The following is a 23,139-nucleotide window of genomic DNA, read 5'->3' as shown; positions in this document are numbered from 1 at the left end:
GACCGACATGTCCAAGCTTCGCCGTTTCCTCGGCGTGGGCGCGCTTGTTTGCGCTCTCGCCTCCGCCGCTCTCGCTCAGCAGGGCACGCTGACTGTTCCGCTTTCGGGCCCGAACCAGTTCGGTGGGCCCACGGGCGTCGCCAGCCAGATTAATGCGGCCATCCTCGCGACTGGCGCCAAAAACGCCGGCACGGCCGCACCGACCAACGCATCCGGCGGCACGCCCTTCGCCTTTCAGGAATGGATCGATACCTCCGGTCAGCCGCGCAGCTGGAAGATATGGGACGGCTCGACATGGGTGGTCATGGCGACGCTCAACACGTCGACCCATGCCTATACGATCCCGCTCTCGGCCGGTGGCACCGGCTGCAACGCGGCAGCTTCGGCCTGTCTCGACACCATCACCGGATGGTCTGCGACGGGTCTGATCAGCCGCACCGGCGCAGGCACCTACGCCTTCCGAACGATCGCCGGCACCGCGAACGAGATCACCGTCGCCAATGGTGACGGCGTATCAGGCTCGCCGGCACTGTCGCTGCCGGCGGCGCTGACCTTGACCGGCAAGACGGTAACCGGCGGCACATTTGCGCTGCCGATCATCGCGCAAATCAGCAACACCGGCACGCTGACGCTGCCGACCTCGACCGACACGCTTGTCGGGCGCGCAACGACCGACACGCTGACCAACAAGACACTGACCGCGCCGGCGATCAACGGTGCGGCAATCGCCGGCGGCACGATCAATAATGCGCCGATCGGCGGCACGACGCCGGCGGCCGGCGCCTTCACCACGGTCTCGGCCTCGACCGCGATCGGCATCGCCTCGGGCGGCACCGGATCAACCACGGCGTCAACGGCACGCACCGCGCTCGGGCTCGCGATCGGCAGCGATGTCCAGGCCTATGATGGCGAACTCGCCGCTCTGGCGGGGCTGACCTCGGCCGCGAACAAGCTCCCATACTATACCGGCGCTGGGACGGCTGCGCTCGCTGACCTGTCGGCTTTCGCCCGCACGCTGATCGACGACGCCGATGCGACGGCGGCGAGGTCCACGCTCGGGCTGGTGATTGGCGCGGACGTCCAGGCCTATGACGCCGAGCTTGCGGCGATTGCCGGGGTCACCAGCGCGGCGAACAAGCTGCCCTATTTCACGGGGGCCGGAACCGCTGCGGTCACCGATCTCACCGCGGCCGGGCGGGACATGGCGGGCGCCGCGAGCGCCGCAGCCCAGACGGCTCTGTTGAGCGCCTTCACTGGCGATGCCGGATCAGGCGGCGTCAAGGGGCTGGTGCCGGCGCCTGCTACGGGGGACGCGGCAGCGGGTAAGGTGCTTGGCGCGGGCGGCACGTGGGTCACGCCGTCTGCGGCGGTCATGCCGACCGGATCGATCGTCGACTCAGCCTATGCCGAATACACTGCCAACGCCGACCTGACGGCGACGATCCCGATCGACAACACCATCCCCCAGGTGACTGAGGGGACGCAGATCATCTCGCAGGCGATCACGGTCGATTCCGCTTCGAACAAGGTGCGCGGCCGGTTCAGCGCCGGCGGTACGCTCTCGACCAGCGGTGTGATGATCGCGGCGGTCTTCGTGGATGGCGGCTCCGATGCGATCAGGGCCCGGGCCAAGATCGTCAATTCCGTCAATCTGCGCGAGGAAATCCACTTCGAATTCGAGCATACGCCCGGTGTCGGCGCCCACACCTATACGATCCGGGTCGGGCCGAACACCGGCACCATGCGCCTGAACGGCATCACGACGACGCGCGAGCTGGGTGGAGCCCAGGCGGCGACCCTTGTCCTCGAAGAGATCAAGGGGTGACGCCAATGACCTACACGATCCTCTCCGCCGCCTATGGCAATGCCGAACACACGGCCGCGGCGATTGAAACTTCAGAGGCCGGGCGCCTCTCGATCTCGGCCGATGACCATCCCGCGCTGTGGGCCGAAATGCTCGCAGTCATCGAGCCCGCGCTCTATCGGGCGCAGGCGGCCGCGATCAACGATCTCGTCAACGCCGAGCGCGACAGGCGCATCGCGCGGGGAGCGGTCGTGTCGGTCGGCGGGCAGACATTCACGATCGACACCCGCGACGAGCGAGACTTCCGCAACATCCAGGGTCGGGTGACTGCCGCGCAGCTCGCCCTTGGCCAAGATCCATCAGTGATGTTCCGCTTTCGCGACGCAAGCGACGTGACGCGCGAGCTCAGCGCGACCCAAATCATCGAGATGGGCATGCAGGCCCTGACCCATGTCGAAGCCCATTACGCCGCGTCCTGGTCGATCAAGGACATGGCGACGCCCCCTGTCGACGTCTCGGCGGACGCACTCTGGCCCTGACCGTCATCCCCTGAAATCGAGGACATTCGAAATGCGCTTCTTTCGCCTGCTCGCCGCGGCGTGCCTCGTCGTGGCCACCGCCCTGCCATTGCTGCCCGCCCGCGCCGCCCAGGGCTCGGCCTGCATGCCGACAACCGGAACGGTCTCCGGGCTCGCCTTCGCCCAGGCGGTCAATGCCGGGTTTGCTGCCGTCATCTCCTCGAATTCGGGTGCGATCGCGCCGGCAACGGACTGCACCGGCGTCGCGGTCAAAGGCCAATGGTGGCTCGATACCTCGGCCTCGCCGCACATCGTGAAGTTCTATGACGGCGCATCCTGGCTCGAGGTCGGCGCCGTCGACCTGACCAACCATGTCTGGTCGCCTCCGGTCGGTGGGGGCACGGCATCGCTCGCGAGCGCCGCAACTGTGGACCTCGGCTCGACCGCCGGCTCGACAATCACGATCACCGGCTCGACGGCGATCACCTCCCTCGGCGCAAATGCCGTTGCAGGCACGGCCAAGTTTGTCCGCTTCGCCGGCGCGCTGACGCTCACCAATAACGCGACCAGCCTGATCCTGCCCGGTGGGGTCAACATCACCACGGCGGCAGGCGACCAGGCGGTCGCGATCGCGCTCGGCTCCGGCAACTGGTCGATCTGGTCCTATTCACGCGCGACCGGCCTGCCCATCGCGAACCAGGCGGTGCCTGTCGGTACCGTCCTCGACTATGTCGGCTGGACCCCTCCCGACGACAATTATCTGTTTCCGTTCGGCCAATGCGTGGTGCGGGCCTCGTACCCGGCCCTTCAGAGCATCCTCGGATTGACGCAGGCCGGCACGCGCGTCTCGGGGAATGCGACGATCACGGGTCTGGCGGATACGTCAGCGTTTGGGGCCGGGATGTGGGTTGAGGGGTCCGGCATTCAGACCGGCTCAACCGTTGTCTCGCTGACCTCGAGTTCGATCACGCTTTCTCTCACGGCGACGACGTCGGGGACCAGTGACGTCACGGTCTACGCTGGCGCTCCCTGCGGCAGCGCCAGCGATATCCGGCTGCCCGATCTGCGCGGCCGGGTGGTGGCTGGCCGCGACAACATGGGAGGCACGGCGGCCGGGCGGCTGACCGCTGCGACGGTGAACGGATCACCCCTTGGTGCAGCCGGCGGTGCGGAGACCGGCACGCTCACGATCGCCCAGCTGCCGACGGTGACACCAGCGGGGTCGATTTCGGCCAGTGTCAGCGGTTCCGTGACCATCAGCGATCCCGGTCACACCCATGGCGTGAACGCGTCGGGCACCAACGTCGTTGTCTCGACCACCAGTTCGAACGCGACTGTCCCCGTGGCCTCGAACAACAACACCACGTCCTCACCGACCGGCATCACCGCAGGCTTTTCCGGCAGCGTCAGTGCGGGCTTCAGCGGCACGCCCTTCGGCTCCGGCCAGGCGCATTCGAAGCTTCAGCCGACGCAGATCGCGAACAAGATCATGCGGGTGAAATAGGCCACCCAACTCCGGAGCATCGCCATGAACATTCGCGAGGTGCAAGCCGCGCTGCTTTCGCGCGGCTATGATCCCGGTCCCGTTGACGGTCTCATGGGGCTGATGACGCGGGCCGCGATCGTCTCATTCCAGCGCGCTGCCGGTCTCTATCCCGACGGCGTCGCGGGCCCAAAGACGTGGCTGGCGTTTCGGGCGGGTAATCCGGTTGAGCCCGAGCCCGCACCGCCGCGGCAGTCCATGTCGGCGATCGGCATTGCGGCCTTGATCGGCCGCGAGGCTCGCCGCCTGACCGCCTATCTCGACAGCGTCGGGATATGGACCATTGGTATCGGGCATACAGCCGCGGCCGGGGCGCCCGTCCCCTATCGTGGCCTGACGATCACGCGCCCGGAATGCGATGCAATCTTTGCGCGCGACATCGTCCAATATGAGGACGCAGTGCGCCGGGCCATCACTGTCTCGCTGGCCGAGCATCAATTCGATGCGCTGGGCTCGATTTGTTACAACATCGGTACCGGCGGGCTTGCGGGCTCGTCCTTCGTCAAGCTGATCAATACCCGCGCCGAGCCGGCCGCGATCCGCAAGGCCATCCTCGCCTGGAAGAAGCCCTCCGAGATCATCTCGCGCCGCACCGCCGAGGCAGCTCAGTTCCAGACGCCTTACAGCCTTCGCCTGCCCAAGGCGCGCTCGACCGACGCACAGCCGATCAAGGTTGCCGCCTGACCTAATCCCGTAGCGGCCGGGCCCGCCGCCTTTCACCACATCGGAGCACCACAATGAAACACCGCATTCTCGCGGCGGTCGCCGGCGCATGCGCGCTTGCGCTCGGCGCCTGCCAGACCACGGCAATCGACGGTCGCATCGCTCAGGTCAGCACAAGGCTCGCCGAGCGCTGTGCCGATCTGCAGACTGCAGCCGTCGCTGTCGACCTGTTCGCACCGGAGAAGCTGCGCGCTGCTGCGCGCGACGCCGAGGCCGCTCTCGCAACCTTCTGCGCCAAACCACCGAAGAACGTCGCGCAGGCGCTCGTCGCTCTCGCCGACGCCTATGCCGCGATCGAGGCGGCTCGCACCAGCCGCTGACCCGCTACCCCATCCGCCGGAGACCACAACATGAATTGGGATTTTGCTCAGCAGTATTTCCGGATCGGCCTCTACAAGGCCGCCGCCGCATTGGTCACAGCGGGGTTCATGCTGCCGGCGAACGCCGATGTGTTCGTCAGCGCGGGCCTCGAGCTGACCGGCCTGGCGCTCGCCGGCGTCACGCTGGTCTGGACCCGGTACTGGAACCGCAAGCGCGAAGCCTGACCTCGAGAGCGCTGCGGCGCGGAGACTGACTGACTATGGCTGACCTACCGCCTTCCGACGGGCTCCAGCACCTTATGGGCTGGCTCCAGCAATCCACCGGTCTGAAATGGATTCATGTGTTTGCCGGCATCGCCGGCGGTGTGACGCGCGGGTTGGTGACGAAAAATGTCTCCTGGGCGCAGCGCATCAGCAGCGCGATCGTCGGCGGACTCACCGCCGGCTATTGCACCCCGGCCGTGACGCCGATGGTCCGCAAGTGGCTCGATACTTTCGACCTCTGGTCCCAGCCGGGCGGCGATATCGAAGGCTCGCTCGGCTTCTGCCTTGGGCTGGTAGGGATGACGGTCTGCGATGCGGCGATCCGTTGGGCGCAGCGTCTCCGCGATGGGCCGCCGCCGTTCCCGTTGCCTCCGAAATCGAGCGGCTGACCGCCGCAAGATCGCCTGGCCGGCGCAACCGGCTGCCTCCGGGCGTTTCCTCCCTGTACTTGGCCCCGTCAGCACCAGCTGGCGGGGTCTTTTTCATTGCACGAATACCTCGTTGCAACTATCAGGACGCATGGGCATCCGGTCTAAGCAGATTGCAATCTTGGTCGCTTCGGTCTCGATTGCTTTGCTGGGCACGGCGGCGATCTTTGGCATGGCGCGAAACAGCAGCGGCATAGGCAGCGATGGCCAATGCTTCGGCGGCGTAGTGAGCTATTGCATCGCCGCGCAGGCAGCTTCCGGTTTAGTCGACCTGCCGGAGAAGACTCCCTATTGGCAAGCCACACCGCGACTCGATGAGCAGGGGCTCCCGTTTTCCGAGGTGCCCGACGGCAGCCGGTTCCGCAACGTGTCGTCAGTGGCCTTTGCGATGCTCTCGCGGGACACGCGGAGTTTCGACGACGCATGTGCGGCCTACCATCCGGACGAGAAGGCGCGCGCGGCTCTGGCGTTCTTTGAGCGGAACGCCGTCGAAGCCGGCGGCGGTGCGGTCGTGTGGCGGTATGACTACGACACGCAGATCAACGATGTTCTCCTGAAAGCGCCCTGGGCTTCCGCGTTCGGTCAAGCAGCGGCGATCGAGCGGCTCCTGATCCATTCCTGCAAGACGGGTGAGGCCGGGTTTGCGGAGCTCGCCAGGCGCGCCGGCAAGGCATTCTTTCTACCGGTCACATTGGGCGGCCTGAGATCCGAGAACGATCAGTTCGTCTGGTTCCAGGAGGTGCCGATTCCTGACCGGCATAACCCCTTCATCGTCAACGCCCATCTCTATTCGATCCGAACCCTGCTCCTGCTCGATCGCCATTTTCCAGGTGAGGGTTTTCGTCTCCTCGCCGAGCGCGGGCTCCAATCCTTCCGTTCCGCGCTCAGTGTGATCGATAACGGGTATTGGAACCGGTACGATCTGCGGCCCCGATACATGGCCGTTAATTTTCAGATCAGTGGCCACGGAACGCTGAGCCGGGCCGAGATGCACGACGGTGATGTCTCGGAGATCGACTTCGGCACCAGGCGTAGATCCCCCAAGGCGAATTTCTTCGAGCGGAAGCCGGGGCAGCAGCTCACGCGCGACGGTCTTGTGCTGAGCGAGCGGCCTATACTGATATCCTTCTCGACCCGGCATGGCCGGGAGTTCGACCCCAAGCATCTCCGCGACGCGCTGGATCTCCGTTTCACCTTCGCGGGCGATGGCGACATCCAGGCTTCATCGCTCGGCGGGCGTCCGGGAGACATCGAGTTCTTTCGCCTCGCGAAGGGGACGAAGGGCGCTGCAGGTTCCGACGCGACTGTCGATTTCTCGGTCAGCCTGGGCGATCTCGGTTGGGGCCAGGTCGCCCCCGAATACCTTCCCTTCCACGCCGCGACGCTGGCCTCGATCGCCCGCTCGATCGGCGACCCGCAGCTGTTCCTGCGGGCGCTGCGCTGGCAGATCTTTGCCGACCGTCATGCCGACCGAAGCCCGTCCGATGGTCCGCGGAGGCGCTGGCACTGGACCGAGAATCCGGACCTCGCTGCGGCGGTCTGGGAGAAGTTCGGCACCCTGAGGCCTGAGGATATCGACGAGAGCGATATCAGGCTCCTCGTCCTGTCTCTGCCGATGAGCGCTTCCGATCAGGCGGCCGCATTCGAGACGTTGCCGATCGAGGTTGAGGACTAGTTCGTGCGCTTTTTCGCGCCGGCATCGCCAGCCAGGCTCTTTTTCAGTGCCTCGAACAGGTTGACGACGTTGCCTTTCATCACGGTGCCGTCCTCGCGGCTCAGCTTGCCCTTGCGCCGCTTCTTCGAGGCGATGAGCTTCAGCAGATGCTCCTGGACCGGGTCCTTCACCATGTCCCCGGACCAGGGCTTGGTGTTTTCCTTCACCAGCTGTTTGGCGAGCTCCATCAGTTCGGTTGGCGGCTTCACCTTCTCGATCTCGGCGAAATACGGGTTGGGGTCACGAACCTCGTCGCCATAGCGCAGCGTCCAGGCGACTATTCCCTTGCCGCGCGGCTCCAGCATCAAAGCGCGCTCGCGGCGGTAGAGCACGACGCGCGAGATCCCGACCAGCTTGCTGGCGGCCATGGCCTCTCGGATCACCGCAAACGCTTCTTCGCCCACGTCGCCGTCTGGCATGAGATAGTGCGGCTTATCGAGATAGGCCCATTCGATCGAGTCCCGAGGCACGAACATATCGACATCAATGGTGCGCGTGCTTTCGAGCGCGACCGCTTCGATCTCGTCATCTTCGAGGATGACATACTCGTCCTGGCCCGTCGGGTAGCCCTTGGCCTCATCGCGCTCGTCAAAGGGCTTGCCTGTTTCTGCGTCGACATAACGGCTGGCGACGCGATGGCCGGTGGCGCGGTTCAAGGTGTGAAACCGGACCTTCTCGCTGTCCGTCGTCGCCGGCATCATCGCAACCGGGCAAGTGACCAGCGAGAGCTTGAGATAGCCCTTCCAGTAGGGAGGAGGCATGACGCAACTCCACGCAACGAACGGGATTCAATGCGCCAGAACGGCTTCGGTTCCGCCGAGCCGAGATCAGCTTCGAAGGCGAGCAGCTGCCGGCCGGTGTTTGGCAATCCATTCCTTCGTTCGCTCGTCGAGATCGCGCAGGTGGGCTCGCTCGCGTTCAATCTCATCATCCGTCCACTGAGCGCGGTAGATCGGCCATAGCTCTTTAATCTTGGCTTTCGCCTCTTCCAGGTTCTCGCATCGCCCGCGGAACGTCGGCTGTTGAGGCAGCGAACCGAAGCCCACACTGAAGGCCCACGTTTGCGGAGACGTGCCTGCGTCGAGATGAGTCCGCGCGATCCTGTCGCCGTGCTCGTCGATCACGAGGTAATCGTCCGCCTTGTCGGGCCACGTCTTGCGCAGGGCGTAGGTGTGTTCCGGCATTTTCAGAACAGGATGTCGGTGTGCCTGTCGATGACCGGCTTGCGGGCGTTGAGCGCTGAGGTTGGCCGGATCGCGCGGCGCGGTCGGGGAACAATCATTGCGGGCCTCCATCTGCCGGCTGAATGTTCTGTTTATGTTCTCGTTCTGGGCGGAGTCAATTCCATCTTCCCGACCACCACGCCCACAGCGCCAGGGCCACCATTAGGACCGCGGACAGGGCCATCTGTCCGTTGGACGGTCCGAAGCTGAACCTCATCATCTCTCCCGATTTGGGGTCGGGCGGCCGCGATCAGCGTGTCACAGAATGTGTGCGTTGTGACGCCGATAGGTGTTGCGTGAGCCGCAGCGAGGGATCACTATAAGGGTAGTAAGGGGCGTTGCAGCGTCCCTTACCGTGATTCATCAGGCGATGAACAATAGGATCCGGAAGCGCATGGTCAGTGCATTCCGGGTCCTTTTTATTTCAACGTCGAATCGGATCGGCCAAAGGCCCATCGCATTCTCCATCGGTTGGTTCGGCAAAGGCTGTTGTCCTCAGCCGGCTAGCCCATCGCGCCGGTACGCCTTCTCTGTGCGCTGCTGCATTATGCGAAACCAACGATTCGAATTATCCGCGTTGCCGGACCGATGTTCAAGGATTAGCGTGCAGCAAACCCTGTGGATACGACATCTTGTATGTTTCTGTGGGTTCTGGGGATATCTATCAGCGCTCCCAGTAAGTCGTTCATTGAAAACAACTTTCTGCGTTGAAGGATCTGTCACCGGCATAGCGCGCGGAATATCGATAGCTCGTAAAATCCTTGCGGAAGGTTCGCCACCATGTCCCGGCGAACCTTGGGAACATACGTGCAACCAACGTGGCTAACCCATTAGCCAAGTCATTGAAAACGGCTACTGTTTGCAGTCCCTTCCGGGACGCCAAATTTCAACCATTCGGAATAAAACTGCGAACTCTCGGCGCGCTGGGGAGGCGCTCGCAACAGTAGAGTATGCAATTCGCCGTGAGTTGAGGGATCGCAGCCTCAACGGCGTCCAAGTCTGGATCGCGCGCCAGGAGCAGAAGTTGGGCTCCTGCCCAGAACCAGACCTTAGCGATGGCGACGGACGGCCTCCGCATGCCGCGCGTTTGCCCATGAAAGCCCGCCACCGCGCGCAATGAGCTGACATCATCGGGCAGGCCTGACACGGACTCAGATTGAGTACTGGATGTGGTGACTAAAGCCGTAGACTTTCGCCCAGGCTCCAGCCGCTCTTGGGCCTGGACCTCCAGAGGAGCCGGCTTAGCGAACCGGGCAGAGATCAAGCTGCCATCCAGCCGCCATCGACGAGGACGTTTTCACCGGTCATGAAGGAGCATTCGTCCGATGCCAGGAAAAGGGCGGCAGAGGCGACATCAGACGGGCGTCCCAGCCGAGGCATTGGCGTGCGCGCGGTGGAGTAGTCGAGCCAACGCTGCTCGACCGCACGGCCAGCCTTGCCCGTGAGAATCTTGCCCGGGGCGACGGCGTTGCAGATGATTCCGGATTTTGCGTAATCGACGGCGATCTGCCGGGTGACGTAGACCACGCCGGCTTTGGACGTACCATAGGCGATGTCCTCCGGGCACGCGATCATGCCGTGCTGGGAGGAGATGTTCACGATCCGACCGCGCACCTCTTCGCGCGGCTCCTGCCGGAGCATCAACCGCACGGCGGCGCGCGCCATCAGGAAGACACCGGTCAGGTTGACCGCCATCACCCGGTTCCACTCCGCAAGCGTCGTCTCGATCAGGGGCTTGCCGTTGCCAATCGCCGCATCGTTGACGAGGATATCAAGGCGCCCGAACCGGTCGGCCGCCATGGCGACGGCGCGCTCGGCCTGGGCTTCGTCGGCGACGTCGGTCGCGATGAAGGCGGCGTCGTGGCCGCGTTCCGCCAGCCATTCGCGTGTCGGCGTGCCGCCCTCGCGCACCGTCTCGGTGATATCCGCCAAGAGCAGACGCGCGCCCTCTTCTGCGAAGCGGGAAGCGATGGCGCGACCGATCCCGGAGGAGGCGCCGGTGATTAGGGCGGTCTTGCCGGCGAGGCGTGCCATGGCTGCGATCCTTGTCGTGGAGAGTCAGAGGGAAAGGCCGCTTGACCAGTTGAGATAATCAGCCGCGAAAGCAGTGGAGTCGCGTCGCGGTTGAAAGCCGGTGTCAGACTTGATCCGTGCGATTGCGAGCGCAGCCCGGTCCTGTGGCAGGTTGTAGCGGATATCGGAGGGCTGCCCCTCGCCCGCCATCCCCCAGCGTAGAGGCAGACCAGCCGCCTCGAGGGCCCTGCACCAGTCCGGCAGATCGGTGATCGTGCCGCCGCCCAGGTTGTAGAGTTCGTGGCGCAAGCTCCCCGAGCGAAGCAGCAGCGCGAGACCGGCAGCGGCATCACGCGAATAGAGCCAGTCGGCTCGCATCGGCCGAGGCAGGGTGATGGTTCGGCCATCGCGGCCGGATGCCAGAATTTGACGATGCGGGCTCAACGCGTCGCGCAACCCTGTTGCGTATTCCCACGGTCCGTAGAGCGGGCCGAGCCGGACGATGCGCGTATCGACGCCGTGCAGGGAGCCAAGCCGCAGCGCTGCCTGCTCCGCCGCGAGCTTCGAAATGCCGTAGAGCGCGGCGGGAGCCGGCGCCGAACCCTCCTCCTCGTAGAGGTCCGAAGCGGCTGGCGGCGAGAAACCGTAGACGGCGACCGAACTGACCATCAGCACGCGTTCGAGGCCGGCGGCCGCGGCTCGCTCGATGGCATTGACGGTGCCGAGGATGTTGACATCAAGGATGGTGCGGGCCTCGCGGATTTCGCGCTCCGGACCGGGCGTCACCGCGGCGGCGTGGACCATGCGGCTGGCCGTGCTTCGTTGGAGCGCGTCGTCGAGCGCCTCGGCTGAGCGGATGTCTCCCGTGATGATTTGCAGGCCGTCCTGCCTCAGCCGTCCAAAGAACTCCGACGGCGGAGCAGCCGCGGCAAAAAGGCAGACTTCGTCCCCATCCTCGAGCAGGCGCTCGGCCAGCGCGAGGCCAACGAATCCACTGCCGCCCGTGATCAGGACCTTCATGGTCAAAGGCCACTGCAGGCAAATACAGAACCGCCTCTCAGTGCGGCCTCAAGATTGCGCGGTTCCAAATAGCGACCCAATGACTGTCTCCCAGAAGCCCCGGCCGGGCAGCTTCGATGCTCTAACGTTGCAGTTGTGCCCGCCGCTCCAGCACGGCGACCCAGCGGGCGAACGGCCAGAGCAAGACAAAATAAATCGCCGCCGCCGCTATCAGCGGCGTCGGGTTATAGGTCTGCTCCTGCGCGACGCGAGCAGAGCGCAAGAGCTCGGGCAACGCCACCAGTGCTGCGATGGAGGTCGTCTTGACCAGCTCCAGCGAATTGCTCGCGAGGGGTGCGAGCGCTTTTCGGATCGCCTGCGGCAGAATGATCAGCGCAATGATGTGCCAGGTGCGAAAGCCGAGCGCTCGACCAGCCTCGCGTTGACCTTTCGGCACAGCTTCGATGCCGGCGCGGAAGATCTCGCCATAGTAGCCGGAATTGTTCAGCGCGATGGCAAGCACGGCTGCGGTGAACCCGCCAAGCTTCAGTCCAAGGAAAGGGAGCCCGTAGAAGATCAGGACGAGCAGGACGACGATGGGGAAGGCCCTGACCAGGTCGATATAGCCGATCAGCAGGATGTTGAACCAGCGGATGTGGAAGGAATAGGCGACCGCGACGACGAGCCCCCAGGCGATGGAGAGCGGCAAGGCCACGACCGCAAGCATGATCGTGAAGCGCAGGCCCTGCAGCAGCAGCGGATAGATCTGCAGCAGCGAGTCGATGTTGAGGAAGTTCTCGATGAAGAGTTCAAGCATCGGCCAGCCTCAATGTCCGGGACCGAACTTGTGCTCAATCACCCGGCTCGCCGCGACGAGTGGGATGAAAAGCGCAAGATAGAACATGGCGGCGAGGGTCAGTGGCGAGGGGTTCGCGACGATCGCCATCACGCTCTGGGCCTGGCCGAGCGTTTCCGGCAGTGCGACCGCGGTCCCCAGCGCCGTTCCCTTGCCGATGGCGATCGCCCGGTTGGTTAGCATGGGAAGCGCCAGCCGCCCCGCTTGCGGCAGGATGACGAGCGCCATGGTCTTCAGGCGCGAGAGCCCCAGCGCCTTGGCCGCATCGCTCTGTCCAGGCGGCACCGCCATGATCGCCGACCAGAAGATCTCTGCCGCGAAGGCGGAGAGGATCGCGCCGAGCGCGAACACCATGGTCACGAAAGGCGAGAGCGAAAGCCCGGCATAGGGCAAGCCGAAATAGATGACGATGATGACGACGAGCTGGGGCAGCGTCCGGAACGCGTCGATGTAGATGACGATGAGCAGATCGACGAGGCGGATCCTGAGTGATCGCAGCAGCGCAAGCCCGAGACCGGCGCCCATGCCGACGGCGATCACTAGCAGCGTGACCAGGATGGTGACGCCGAAGCCTTTCAGTACGTCCGGGAAGGCCCCGGCCATGACCTGAAGGTTGAAGTAGTTGTCGATGATCCTGTCCATGCTCTGCTCAGCTCCGGCGAAGGCGCAGCTCGTGGCGGCGCCGGCCCTCGTCGCGGCGAGACGGCCCGGCCGCGGACGGCCGGGCCGTGCTCATATCATTTGCAGGTGCTGGCGTGCGGCGTGGAATCGTAATTCTTGAACCCAGGCGCTCCATAGCCATCGTAGACGACCTCGATCGAGGTCCCCTTCTCCGGCGGGGCGCCGTACCATTTCTCGTGCAGCTTGCTCAGGGTACCGTCCTTCTTCAGGCACTCGATCACCGCCTCGACCTTGTCCCGATACTCCTTGCTCTCGAGGCGGAAAGCGTACCCGAAATTGCGGCCGTTGAAGTCCTTGTACCCCACGGTCATCGCCTTGTTGCGGCTTGCCGCATAGACTGCAGTCGGAATCTCGTTCAGCGCCGAGAAGGAGCGCCGCGTGATGACGGACTGGACCGTGTCGGGAAAGCTGTCATAGCGCTGGACCTCGAAACCGTATTTCTCTGCATTCGCTGACGCCCAGGTGTCCGAGATCGTACCGCGGTTCACCGAGACCGATTTGCCCTTGAGATCTTCGAAGCCGCTCATCTTCTCGCCGGCGCGGACAAGGAAGCCGTTGCCGGTCGCAAAGAACGGCTCGGTGAAGAGCATGCGCTCGGCCCGCTCGGCCGTGATGTTCAGCGGATTAACCGTGAACTCGATTCGCTTGGCGAAGAGCGCAGCGAACAGGCCCGAGAACGGAACGTCGACGATCTCGACGCCGGGGCGGCCGAGGCGCTTGGCGATCTCGACGACCAGGTCGTTGCCGAAGCCCTCCGGCCCGTTCGCGCCGCGCATCATCCAAGGCGCGACGCCGAAATCCGTGCCGACCACGAGCGTCTTGTCGCTCGGATGGTCGGCTTCCTGGGTCAGAGCGGGCAAAGCGGTCAGAACTAGGCCGCCAGCGATGGCCGCCTTAACGACCGTGCGTGAAAACATCCTCATCATCTGCATATCCCCTCTTTTGTGATTTTGTGTTGGAACGGACAGGTCACTGCGCCACCGGCGGATGTGTTGCCGCCCAATGGCGAGCGATGTCGGCGCGCCGGCAGATCCAGACGTCGTCATGCTTGCCGACATGGTCGAGGAAGCGCTCAAGCCCGGCGGCCCGCGCCGGATGCCCGACGACGCGCAGGTGCAATCCGACGGACATCATCCGCGGGTGCGCGGCGCCTTCGCGGTAGAGCATGTCGAAGCTGTCGCGGAGCGTCTCGAAGAAATCGCCGGCGGTCGCGACATTGCCACTAAAGAACTTGGCATCGTTGGTGGTCAGGCTGTAGGGCACGACGAGGTGATCGCGCCCTAGCACGCGCGTCCAATACGGAATCTCGTCGTTGTAGGCGTCGGAATCGTAGAGAAACGAACCGTTCTCGACCACGAGCCGACGCGTGTTGAGCCCCGGCCCATACCGACAATACCAACCGGCCGGCGCCTGGCCGAGCGTCTGCGTCAAGCTTTCAACGGTGCGGGCGATGCGCCGCCGCTCTTCCTCTTCGGATAGGTTCTGGTGCCGCTCCCAGCGCCAGCCATGGGCACAGACATCGTAGTCGCGCGCCACGATCTCGGCGCAGGCCGCAGGATTGCGCTCCATCGCCAGCGCGCAGGCGAATATCGTCGCTGGCAAGCGGCGTTCCGCCAGCAGCCGGTTGATACGCCAGAACCCGACGCGACTGCCGTATTCGAACATGGACTCGGCGGCGAGGTCGCGGCCTTCGAAGCCGCCGCCGCCCTCCGAGAGCCGCGTCTCGCTGACTCCGTCACCATCCGGGAACGAGGCCTCCGATCCTTCCTCGAAATTGACGACCAGGTTGAGCGCGAGCCGGGCCTCTCCCGGCCAGCGCGGCTGTGGCGGCTGGCCGCCATAGCCGACGAAATCGCGGGCGAGATGGGCGTCGAGGCTCATGACATCATGCTCCGGGATCAGGAACGACTGGGGGCTCGATAGAGAACGGGCGGGGCAGTTCCAGGAAGACGTCGTCGTCGTCGCGGCCGGTCTTGTGCATCAGCACCGCGAACTCTGAGGGCGCGTCCAGAACCGTCATGCCGCAATGCCAGACGTCGCGATGATACGTGAGGCCCTGGTGCCCGGCGACGAGGAAGGCGCGCGCCGTGGCTAGGTCCGGCAACCCCTGTTGGTCTGAGGAGGCCACCACGGCGAGATAGCGCCCGCCGCGTAGCGGCAGGAAGGTCTGGGTGGTGTAGGGATGCCGCTCCATCATTGTCACCGCGAGTGGTAACTGCGTTACCGCATCGACCCGCGAGACCCAGAAGCTCGCCTGAGCTGCCTCGGGCGAATGCTCCAGCGCCTCAGGGAAATAATGCCGACGCGCGGCGCTTGCATGCGCCACCACCATGCCGAAGGACGCGAAGGCCGCAGCCGTCAGCGGCTCGATCGTAACGACCTGGTTCGGGAGAGTTTCAGCCTTGCTCACGGTCATCCGATCCCGAAAGCGGTGAGAAAGCCATCGCGGCTGTTGTCCAGGTGTCGCGCCATGGCGGCGCGTGCCTCACTCGGGTCGCCGCGCACGAGGGCATCGAGGATCGCGACATGCTCCGCGCGAGCCGCTTCGCGGCGGCCCGGCACTTCTTCCAGCGTCGACATGTGGATCCGCCGCCGAGCATCGATGATGATCCGGGCGAGGGATTGATTGCCGCAATGCTCGACGACAAGATCATGGATCATGTCGCCCTGCTGCCAAGCCATCGCGCTGGTATCCTCGGGATCGAGGCCCAGGAGCTGCCCGCGCAGATCAAGCACACGTTCGATGGCGACCCGGCCCGCGGCTTGCGCTGACGCCTCCGGCTCAAGCAAGCGGCGCACGGAGAGCAGTTCCAGTACCTCACCGGCACCAACCTCACGGACGGCGAGCGAACCGTTCGGCAAGCGTTCAAGATAACCTTCTCCCAAGAGGCGGCTTAAGGCGTTGCGGAGCGGCGTGCGGGATACCGACATCGCCTCCGCCAGACCGCGCTCGTCCAGTTGCCGGCCCGGTCGGTAGTCACGGCGCTCAATGCCCAGGAGAAGCTGAGCGTAAACCTGTTCCGTAATCCCCCGTTCGGGATTCGGGAGGAGAACAATGTTGTTCGCGAGCGGCTTGTCGGTGTCAATCACGGCGATGCTCTTCAGCTTGGTATCCCAAGCTAGATCAAAGAAACCTCGCAACGAAGGAAGTAGCGGCAGGAAAATGCGCCAGTCGTGCACAAATAGCGCGCAGTGATATAAAAGCGGTATCCCATTATGGGCGCGACCGTCCGCTCTACATCCGAACTTTCCCCGTCGACGATCCGCGTCCTGCCGAAGAGACCACGTGTCAAATGTGCTCGTTGGATCCATCGCCAGTTGTGCGCCATTGGTCGGTAGCAAGACACACCTGCCGAAAGCAGACTCTCCAAATGTCGGGAATGGGGCCAGGTCCGGCTGCTAGCAAAAAAGTGCAAGCGCGGCTTGACCTCGGTCAGAATGCTGGAATTATATTGGTATTTCAAATACATATGCGTTCGCAGTTTTATCCTGATTGGCACGCCAGCTCTCCCACAACTATCTGAGGCTGGACGCGATGACCCGTCTGGCTGGGATTCTGACCCTCGGTTAGTCTGCGTTCCGACGCCGCTGCTGGTTTATGCAAGTCTCACGACAGCAGCTGTCGCGACGATGCCCGATGGCGGCGGGTTGCCGCGCAACTCCCTCACTCCATAGGTCCACGATGCCCAAACGCACCATCTCTTCCGACCGTGTCTTCAAGGGAAGGCTCCCCTTCGCCCAGGCAACGGTCGCTGGGGACTTCATGTTCGTCTGCTGTGTCGGGGTGGACAGGGAGGGAAAATATGCTGTCGGCGATGCGCGGCGTCAGACGCAGCAATGCATCGACAACATCCGTGCCCTCCTCGAGGAGGCAGGCGGCAGCCTGAAGGATGTTGTGAAGTGCACCGTCTATGTCACCGACCGCTGCTATTGGGAGCCGATGAACGACGTCTATTTCGCCAATTTCGCTGAGGACCCGCCGCATCGCGTATCCTGCATCGTCAATGGCCTCGGTTCGCCCGACTGTCTCGTCGAAATCGACGCGACCGCTTACCTCGGTGAAGCGAAGTAACTCTCGCGATCGCGCGACGCGCTCAACCGCGCTTGCATCCTGAGGCCCGACGCTGGACCGGTGCCCTGACCGCTCGGCCTGATCGTACCGTCGCGCCGTCTCCTGCCGCGCATCGATGGTGCCCTGGACGTTGCTTAACCCTTTGCAGTCAATGACCAGGCTTGCGCCAGTTCGCGCATGAGTGCGGAGCGGGCCAGCCTGTCGTGGAGTTGCATTCCGCGGCCGGCTTGGGCATTCGCGACGCGCAATGCCGTCACGACTCAAGCAACCAGGAAGATACCGAGCCATGTCGATCGAACGTATAGGCCTGACGGAACGGTGGTGCGACGCCGCCATTTTCAACGGCATCGTCTTTCTCGCCGGCCATGTCGCGGAGAAGACCGAAGGGGAGACGCTGACACGACAGACCGAAGAGGTGTTGGCTCTGCTCGCGGAAACGCTCGAAGCGGCCGGCAGCGCGAAGGACCGGATTCTGAGCGTGCAGATCTTCCTGACCGATATTGCGCGCATCGCCGAGATGAACGCCGTCTGGGACAAATGGGTCGCCCGGGGCAGCGCGCCGGCGCGCGCAACGGTGGAGGCGAAGCTCGCTTCGCCGGGATATGCGATCGAGATCACCGCTGTGGCCGCAAAAAAAGCGCTCTGAATGCGGAGGCGATGCATCACATTGCCGGTCTGACCTATCGTCAGTCAGTCATTAAGCATGGTGCCTGAATCTCGGCGAGGCGAACGGGATTTCCACCGCGGTTTAGGGATTTGACCGCCATAGCAGGACGCGCCGAGGCCGTTCTGTTCGCCTCGCACGGGAAGCCATGACGATCATCATTCGATCGACGGGCGCCCCTGAAGGTGGGCAAGGGCTTTGACATGTCTGTTCGCGCGATGATCCGAGCGATGCGGCCGCATCACTGGCTCAAGAACGGGCTCGTCTTCGTCCCGATCCTGCTGAACCATGACGTGTTCGATCTCGCTGCGATCGGTCACGGGGCGATTGCCTTCGTCGCGTTCAGCCTGCTCGCCTCGGCCATCTATCTCCTCAACGATATCGTCGATGTCGAGGCCGATCGCCGCCATCCGACCAAGTGCAGGCGTCCGCTGGCTGCCGGCGAGATCACCGAGAGGCAGGCCTATGCTGCGGTGCCTCTGCTGGTGATCGCGGCCTTCGCCTCGTCGGTGTTCGTGCCTGAGCCGCGCGCGTTCCTGCTGGCGCTGACCGCCTATCTGATCCTGGCCCTGCTCTATCTGTTCGTTCTCAAGCGCAAGCTGTTGGTCGATGTGCTCGGGCTCGCGGCTCTGCATACCCTGCGCATCCTGGCCGGCAACGCAGCGGCGGCGATTCCCGTCTCGTCCTGGCTGCTCGCCTTCTCGATGTTCCTGTTCTTCAGCCTCGCGCTGGTGAAGCGCTATGCGGAGCTGCGGATCACGCAGGACCAGTCCGGGCTGAAGAAGGCTGGCCGCGGCTATCAGGCCGAGGATGTCGAGGCCCTCTCGCAGCTCGGCATGGCCTCGGGCTGCACCTGCGCGCTGATCATGGCGCTCTATGTCGACAGCGCGGCTGTGAAGCAGCTTTATCGTCATCCCGAGATCATCTGGCTGGTCTGCCCGATCATCCTCTATCAGATGGCGCGGATCTGGTTTCTCGCCCGCCGTGGCCAGATGCCGGATGATCCGCTGATCTTCATGATCCGCGACTGGCGCAGCCAGGTGACGGGCGGGCTGGTGCTGCTGGTCATGGTCGCCGCGACGGTCTTGCCGTGAACGGGCGAAGGCCCGAGTACAGGTCCTGGGGCGGCCTCATTGCCCGGGATTCGCAGATCATCATGCCGGACGCCTGGAGTGCCGAGCCCGGGCGCTACCCTTCGGCAGTGCTCGCTTACGGCAATGGCCGTTCTTATGGCGATTCCTGCCTCAATGATGGCGGCGGGCTAATCGCGGCGCGCCGCCTCGATCAGATCCTGGCCTTCGATCGCGAAAGCGGGTTGATCACCTGCGAAGCCGGAGTGTTGCTGGACACCATCCTGGAGCAGGTGGTGCCGCTGGGCTGGTTCCTGCCGGTGACTCCGGGCACCGCCTTCGTCACCATCGGGGGGGCACTCGCCAACGATGTGCATGGCAAGAACCACCATCGCGCCGGCACGTTCGGGCGGCATGTGCGTGCCTTCGAACTGGCCCGTTCGGACGGAGGCCGGCTCACCTGCGCCCCCGACATGAACAAGGAGTTGTTCGCCGCTACGATCGGCGGCTATGGGCTGACCGGGCTGATCACCCAGGTAACGTTGCAGCTGATGCCGATCCAGTCCGCCGAGATGCGCCAGGAGGCGATCCATTTCCTGAGCCTCGACCGCTTCTTCGAGGTCGCAGCGGAATCCGATGCAACGCATGAATACACCGTGGCCTGGATCGACTCGCTTGCCGGCGGGGCCGGGTTCGGACGCGGCGTCTTCTTCCGTGCCAATCACGCACCGGCGTCGGAACGGCCGCAACCGCGCGCCGCCCGCCCGCTGCCATTCCCGATCAATCCTCCGTTTCCGCTGATCAATCGCCTGACGCTACGCGCCTTCAACATGCTCTACCGGGCCGCGCAGCCGCGCTCGCCGGAGCCGAGGCGCATTCCCTATCGGCCGTTCTTCTACCCGCTCGACCGGGTGAGCAACTGGAACCGCGCCTATGGGCCGCGGGGCCTGCGCCAGTTCCAATGTGCGGTGCCGATGGCGCAGGCGCATATCGCGGTCGAGGAGATGCTGAGGCGGACGCTCGCGGCCGGCGAGGCATCCTTCCTGACGGTGCTGAAGCTGTTTGGGGACGTGCCCTCGCCGGGCATGATGTCGTTTCCGGTTGCGGGCGCGACCCTGACGCTCGACTTCCCGCATCGCGGCGAGCGCACCCTCAAGCTGCTGGACGAACTCGATCGCGTCGCAATCGCGGCTGGTGGGCGGGTGAACCCTTACAAGGATGCCCGCATGTCGCCTGCGACCTTCGAGGCGTCCTTCCCGCAATGGCGGGACTTCGCCCGCCATGTCGATCCAGGCTTCTCATCCGGCTTCTGGCGACGCGTGACCGCAGGCTGAGTCCGCTCAGTCCGTCGCACGGGTGACAGCTTCGAGCCGATAGCCCTCCGGATCGATGACGAAGGCAGCGTAATAGTCAGGTGCGTAGCGCGGCCGTAATCCGGGTGCGCCATTGTCCTTTCCGCCTGCGGCAAGCGCGGCCCGATGGAAGTCGTCGGCAGCCCGACGCGACCCTGCCGCGAAGGCGAGGTGGAAGCCCGGCCCCGGCGGGGTGACCGGGCCAGCCTGCAGCTTCAACGCCAGGAGGTCGCCGCCGTTCGGCGGGCCGTAGCCTGCACCATCGCGTGGGAGATCGGACACACCGAAGGAGAGATGGCTCAGCATGGCTCACCGGACTGATGTTGCGGGACAGCTTTTTGCACGAGCGTCCACGGAGTTCCGTCAGCAGGCTCTGCGACGCAAAAGGGCCGGAGCATGCCGGCCCTTTAAACCGCCTGGGCAGGACGCTCAGCTCTTCGCGGTTGCAACCTTGCGCAGATAGTCGGTGACGATCCGCGTGATGCCGCGCGAGAGCAGGTCGTCGAGCGCCTCGATGAACTGGTCGCATTGCTCGCGCGTCACGATCAGCGGCGGTTCGAGGCGAATGACATTGCGGTTGTACTCGGTGAAGGCGACGAGCACGTCGTAGTCCTTCAGGAGCAGTGCGCCGACGAAGCCGCAGAGCGAGCCCTTCAGCTTGTCGTCGAGCAGCGCGACCATGTGCCTGACGCCGAAAGGCATGGCTTCGCTGATGTCCTGGAACTCGACACCAATCATCAGGCCGCGGCCGCGGATCTCCTTGAGCAGCGTCGGATGCTTGGCGCGAAGGGCGTTCAGCCTCTCGATCAGGTAGTCGCCCTGGCGCTTGGCGTTGCCCATGAGATCTTCCTCATAGAGCACGTTGAGTGCCTCGATCGCGCTGATGCAGGCCTCGCCCATGCCGCCGAAGGTGGCTTGCGCATGGATCAACGCAGTCTTCGGCTTGCCATAGGCCTTCATGTAGAGCTCGCGCCGGGCGATCATGGCGCCCATCGCGGCCTTGGAGCCGCCAAGAGCCTTGGCGAGTGCGGTGACGTCGGGCACGACGCCGTCGCGCTCGAAGGCGAAGAACTGGCCGGTGCGGCCGAGCCCGCATTGCACTTCATCGGCGATCCAGAGCACGCCGTGCTTGTCGCAGAGCGCGCGCAAGTCGCGCCAGAAGCCTTCAGGGGCCTCGACGATGCCGCCCCCGCCCTGGATCGTCTCCATCACGACGATGCCGATCGCTGGGTCGGATTCGAGCGCCAGGCGCACGGCCTCGATATTGCCGAACGGCACCTTGACCCGGTTCTCGACCAGCTTGAACTGGGACTGGTAGAGCGTCGAATCCGTGACCGAGAGCACGCCCTTGGTCTTGCCGTGGAACGAGTTCGCGGCATGCAGGATCTTCGACTTGCCGGGGCCCTGAACCTGCTCGGCGACCTTCAGCGCGGCTTCCATGGCCTCCGAGCCGGTCGAGCCCAGAAAAACCATGTCGAGGTCGCCGGGCGAGATCGTGGCAAGATTCCTGGCCAAGGCTGCCGCATATTGCGACATGAACGCCATGCAGATCTCGTGGCGGTTCTCGTCCTGGAATTTTTGCCGGGCGGCGATGATGCGCGGGTGGTTATGACCGAAGGCGACCGAGCAGAACCCGCCGAAGAAATCGAGGATCCTGCGACCGTCCCTGGTGATGTAGTGCATGCCCTCGGCACGATCGACGAGGATCTTGTCGAAGCCGAGCAGCTTGAGGAAATGCAACTGGCCGGGGTTGATGTGGTTGGCAAAGAGCTCCTTCACCTGTGCGGCGTCGAGCTGCTTGGCTTCCTCGACGCTGATCAGCTTCGGGCGGGCGGGGGAGTCTTCGTTCCTGAAAGCTGGCATGCTCATGCGGCCTTGCTCCTCTGCTCGCCCTTGCTCTTGCGATACTCGGTATAGGCGGCGAGCAGCATGTCCTCGTCGCGGTATTTCGGAGTCCAGCCGAGCTCGCGCTTGGCCTTGCTGGTGTCGAGAATGCAGATCTCGTCGGCGATCATGTACTGCTCCGGGTCCATGATCGGCAGGTTGATCGCGTCAAGCGTGTTCAGGGCGAACTTGACCAAGGGTGCAGGCGTCGGCAGCAGGATCGATTTCGAGCCGGCATGCCTGATCAGGTCCCCCAGCAGCTTCCTGACCGGCGGCGGATCGTCCGAGCCGAGATTGTAGGCGCTGTTGGGGAAGTCGGCCTTCCAGGCTGCCGTGCAGGCGCTGGCGCAGTCGAACACCGAGATGAACTGGTAGGGGTTGCCGCCGCCGCCGATCATCGGCACCGGCAGGTTCATGTCGATCAGGCGGAAGAGCTTGACGAGGATGCCGAGGCGGCCCGGGCCGATGATCAGGCGGGGCCGGAAGATCGGGATCTGAAAGCCCTTGTCGCGATAGGTCTGCGCCAGGGTCTCGGTGGCGAGCTTGCTCTCGCCATATTCGCCGAGCGGTTTCGCCGGATGGGTCTCGTCCTGCGGCACGGTGATGGAATGGCCGTAGATCATGTCCGTGGTGAAGTGGACGAGCTTGTTGGCGCCGCGCTTCTCCATCCAGTCCAGGATGTTGGCGGTGCCGTGATAGTTCACCGGCCAGAAGAAATCGTGGCGTTCCCTGCGGGTCACGATGGGCGAGAGCATCTTGGCCGAGAGATTGTAGACGAGATCGTCCTGGCCGAGCTTGATGCTCTCCACGCTCTCGGCCCTGGTCACGTCGATCTTCTGGAAGGGCACCGTTGCGTAATGGACGTGACTACTCTTCTGGATATCCGCGACCAGCACCTCCTCGCCCATGGCGGCAAGATCCGCCGCCAGATGCGAGCCGACGAAGCCGTCTCCGCCGATGATGATGTGTTTCATGCTCAGTTTGCCGCTGGTTCGATGGTGGGCTGCGTCA

Annotated in this window: 26 protein-coding genes; 13 read left to right on the top strand and 13 right to left on the bottom strand. The window is 64.2% G+C overall.

Translation table 11 applies throughout. The features are described 5' to 3' along the window. Positions 1–7 precede the first annotated feature (7 nt). From FG93_RS31145 to FG93_RS09510, 8 genes are all read left to right on the top strand, one after another. Complete coding sequence (locus FG93_RS31145; RefSeq protein WP_052513556.1) at positions 8–1,825, top strand: hypothetical protein; 1,818 nt, start codon at positions 8–10, stop codon at positions 1,823–1,825. A 5-nt stretch (positions 1,826–1,830) separates the two neighbouring features. Next, the gene (locus FG93_RS09540) at positions 1,831–2,343 is read left to right on the top strand and encodes a DUF4376 domain-containing protein (RefSeq protein WP_043233917.1); all 513 of its coding nucleotides are present in this window, start codon (positions 1,831–1,833) and stop codon (positions 2,341–2,343) included. A gap of 31 nt (positions 2,344–2,374) precedes the next feature. Beyond that, complete coding sequence (locus FG93_RS09535; RefSeq protein ID WP_043233916.1) at positions 2,375–3,826, top strand: hypothetical protein; 1,452 nt, start codon at positions 2,375–2,377, stop codon at positions 3,824–3,826. 24 nt (positions 3,827–3,850) lie between these two features. Next, entirely contained in the window at positions 3,851–4,549 is a 699-nt protein-coding gene (locus tag FG93_RS09530; protein WP_081881414.1) for a peptidoglycan-binding protein, read from the top strand. A gap of 53 nt (positions 4,550–4,602) precedes the next feature. Beyond that, a complete protein-coding gene (locus FG93_RS09525) occupies positions 4,603–4,908 on the top strand; it encodes a hypothetical protein (RefSeq protein ID WP_043233915.1) in 306 nt (101 codons plus the stop codon). 30 nt (positions 4,909–4,938) lie between these two features. Continuing rightward, a complete protein-coding gene (locus tag FG93_RS09520) occupies positions 4,939–5,133 on the top strand; it encodes a hypothetical protein (protein ID WP_043233914.1) in 195 nt (64 codons plus the stop codon). Between the two features lie 35 nt (positions 5,134–5,168). Beyond that, positions 5,169–5,561 carry a hypothetical protein gene (locus FG93_RS09515; protein ID WP_152579373.1) on the top strand — a complete coding sequence of 131 codons (393 nt, stop codon included), beginning with the start codon at positions 5,169–5,171 and terminating at the stop codon, positions 5,559–5,561. 211 nt (positions 5,562–5,772) lie between these two features. Then, positions 5,773–7,275, top strand: a complete 1,503-nt coding sequence (locus FG93_RS09510; protein ID WP_161783800.1) for a D-glucuronyl C5-epimerase family protein — start codon at positions 5,773–5,775, stop codon at positions 7,273–7,275. Here the strand turns inward: FG93_RS09510 and FG93_RS09505 are convergent. After that, entirely contained in the window at positions 7,272–8,075 is an 804-nt protein-coding gene (locus FG93_RS09505; RefSeq protein WP_043233910.1) for a Ku protein, read from the bottom strand. The two genes, FG93_RS09510 and FG93_RS09505, sit on opposite strands and share 4 nt — an antisense overlap. A 66-nt stretch (positions 8,076–8,141) precedes the next feature. Continuing rightward, positions 8,142–8,498, bottom strand: coding sequence for a hypothetical protein (locus tag FG93_RS09500; RefSeq protein WP_043233909.1), 357 nt, complete (start codon positions 8,496–8,498; stop codon positions 8,142–8,144). Between the two features lie 898 nt (positions 8,499–9,396). Here FG93_RS09500 and comGE point away from each other — a divergent pair. Beyond that, entirely contained in the window at positions 9,397–9,657 is a 261-nt protein-coding gene (gene comGE, locus FG93_RS34005) for a competence system putative prepilin ComGE (protein ID WP_369347004.1), read from the top strand. A gap of 140 nt (positions 9,658–9,797) precedes the next feature. On the opposite strand, the gene FG93_RS09495 is transcribed toward comGE, so the two are convergent. The 8 genes from FG93_RS09495 to FG93_RS09460 form a co-directional block, all read right to left on the bottom strand. Then, entirely contained in the window at positions 9,798–10,571 is a 774-nt protein-coding gene (locus FG93_RS09495; protein ID WP_043233908.1) for an SDR family NAD(P)-dependent oxidoreductase, read from the bottom strand. A 24-nt stretch (positions 10,572–10,595) separates the two neighbouring features. Beyond that, complete coding sequence (locus FG93_RS09490; RefSeq protein ID WP_043233906.1) at positions 10,596–11,570, bottom strand: NAD(P)-dependent oxidoreductase; 975 nt, start codon at positions 11,568–11,570, stop codon at positions 10,596–10,598. Positions 11,571–11,691: 121 nt separating this feature from the next. Next, positions 11,692–12,366, bottom strand: a complete 675-nt coding sequence (locus FG93_RS09485; protein ID WP_043233904.1) for an amino acid ABC transporter permease — start codon at positions 12,364–12,366, stop codon at positions 11,692–11,694. Between the two features lie 9 nt (positions 12,367–12,375). After that, the gene (locus FG93_RS09480; RefSeq protein WP_043233903.1) at positions 12,376–13,047 is read right to left on the bottom strand and encodes an amino acid ABC transporter permease; all 672 of its coding nucleotides are present in this window, start codon (positions 13,045–13,047) and stop codon (positions 12,376–12,378) included. Between the two features lie 95 nt (positions 13,048–13,142). After that, positions 13,143–14,012, bottom strand: coding sequence for an ABC transporter substrate-binding protein (locus FG93_RS09475; protein ID WP_161783799.1), 870 nt, complete (start codon positions 14,010–14,012; stop codon positions 13,143–13,145). 43 nt (positions 14,013–14,055) lie between these two features. After that, positions 14,056–14,967 carry an allantoinase PuuE gene (locus FG93_RS09470; protein WP_043233901.1) on the bottom strand — a complete coding sequence of 304 codons (912 nt, stop codon included), beginning with the start codon at positions 14,965–14,967 and terminating at the stop codon, positions 14,056–14,058. Positions 14,968–14,971: 4 nt separating this feature from the next. Then, positions 14,972–15,496: an ureidoglycolate lyase gene (locus FG93_RS09465; RefSeq protein WP_043234074.1), complete on the bottom strand. Its 525-nt coding sequence runs from the start codon at positions 15,494–15,496 to the stop codon at positions 14,972–14,974. A 2-nt stretch (positions 15,497–15,498) separates the two neighbouring features. After that, positions 15,499–16,428, bottom strand: a complete 930-nt coding sequence (locus tag FG93_RS09460) for a GntR family transcriptional regulator (protein WP_152579370.1) — start codon at positions 16,426–16,428, stop codon at positions 15,499–15,501. Between the two features lie 340 nt (positions 16,429–16,768). On the opposite strand from FG93_RS09460, the gene FG93_RS09455 reads away from it, so the two are divergent. The 4 genes from FG93_RS09455 to FG93_RS09440 all read left to right on the top strand — a co-directional run bounded on the left by FG93_RS09455 (position 16,769) and on the right by FG93_RS09440 (position 20,226). Then, entirely contained in the window at positions 16,769–17,158 is a 390-nt protein-coding gene (locus FG93_RS09455) for a RidA family protein (RefSeq protein WP_043233899.1), read from the top strand. 286 nt (positions 17,159–17,444) lie between these two features. Next, entirely contained in the window at positions 17,445–17,804 is a 360-nt protein-coding gene (locus FG93_RS09450) for a RidA family protein (RefSeq protein WP_043233898.1), read from the top strand. A gap of 221 nt (positions 17,805–18,025) precedes the next feature. Continuing rightward, positions 18,026–18,916, top strand: a complete 891-nt coding sequence (locus FG93_RS09445) for a UbiA family prenyltransferase (protein ID WP_152579369.1) — start codon at positions 18,026–18,028, stop codon at positions 18,914–18,916. A 62-nt stretch (positions 18,917–18,978) separates the two neighbouring features. Then, positions 18,979–20,226 (top strand): FAD-binding oxidoreductase, encoded by a 1,248-nt coding sequence (locus tag FG93_RS09440; RefSeq protein WP_052513551.1) that lies wholly within the window; start codon positions 18,979–18,981, stop codon positions 20,224–20,226. Positions 20,227–20,232: 6 nt separating this feature from the next. On the opposite strand, the gene FG93_RS09435 is transcribed toward FG93_RS09440, so the two are convergent. From FG93_RS09435 to FG93_RS09425, 3 genes are all read right to left on the bottom strand, one after another. Beyond that, entirely contained in the window at positions 20,233–20,550 is a 318-nt protein-coding gene (locus FG93_RS09435; RefSeq protein ID WP_052513550.1) for a VOC family protein, read from the bottom strand. A gap of 123 nt (positions 20,551–20,673) precedes the next feature. Continuing rightward, entirely contained in the window at positions 20,674–22,113 is a 1,440-nt protein-coding gene (locus tag FG93_RS09430) for an aspartate aminotransferase family protein (protein WP_152579368.1), read from the bottom strand. Continuing rightward, positions 22,110–23,102 carry an NAD(P)-dependent oxidoreductase gene (locus FG93_RS09425; RefSeq protein ID WP_043233893.1) on the bottom strand — a complete coding sequence of 331 codons (993 nt, stop codon included), beginning with the start codon at positions 23,100–23,102 and terminating at the stop codon, positions 22,110–22,112. Before FG93_RS09425 ends, FG93_RS09430 begins: the two co-directional genes overlap by 4 nt. Positions 23,103–23,139: the final 37 nt, after the last annotated feature.

Origin of the sequence: Allobosea sp. LC85 (assembly GCF_000735605.1) — a bacterium.
Classification (GTDB): domain Bacteria; phylum Pseudomonadota; class Alphaproteobacteria; order Rhizobiales; family Beijerinckiaceae; genus Allobosea.
This window is presented reverse-complemented; position numbering and strand designations above follow the sequence as displayed.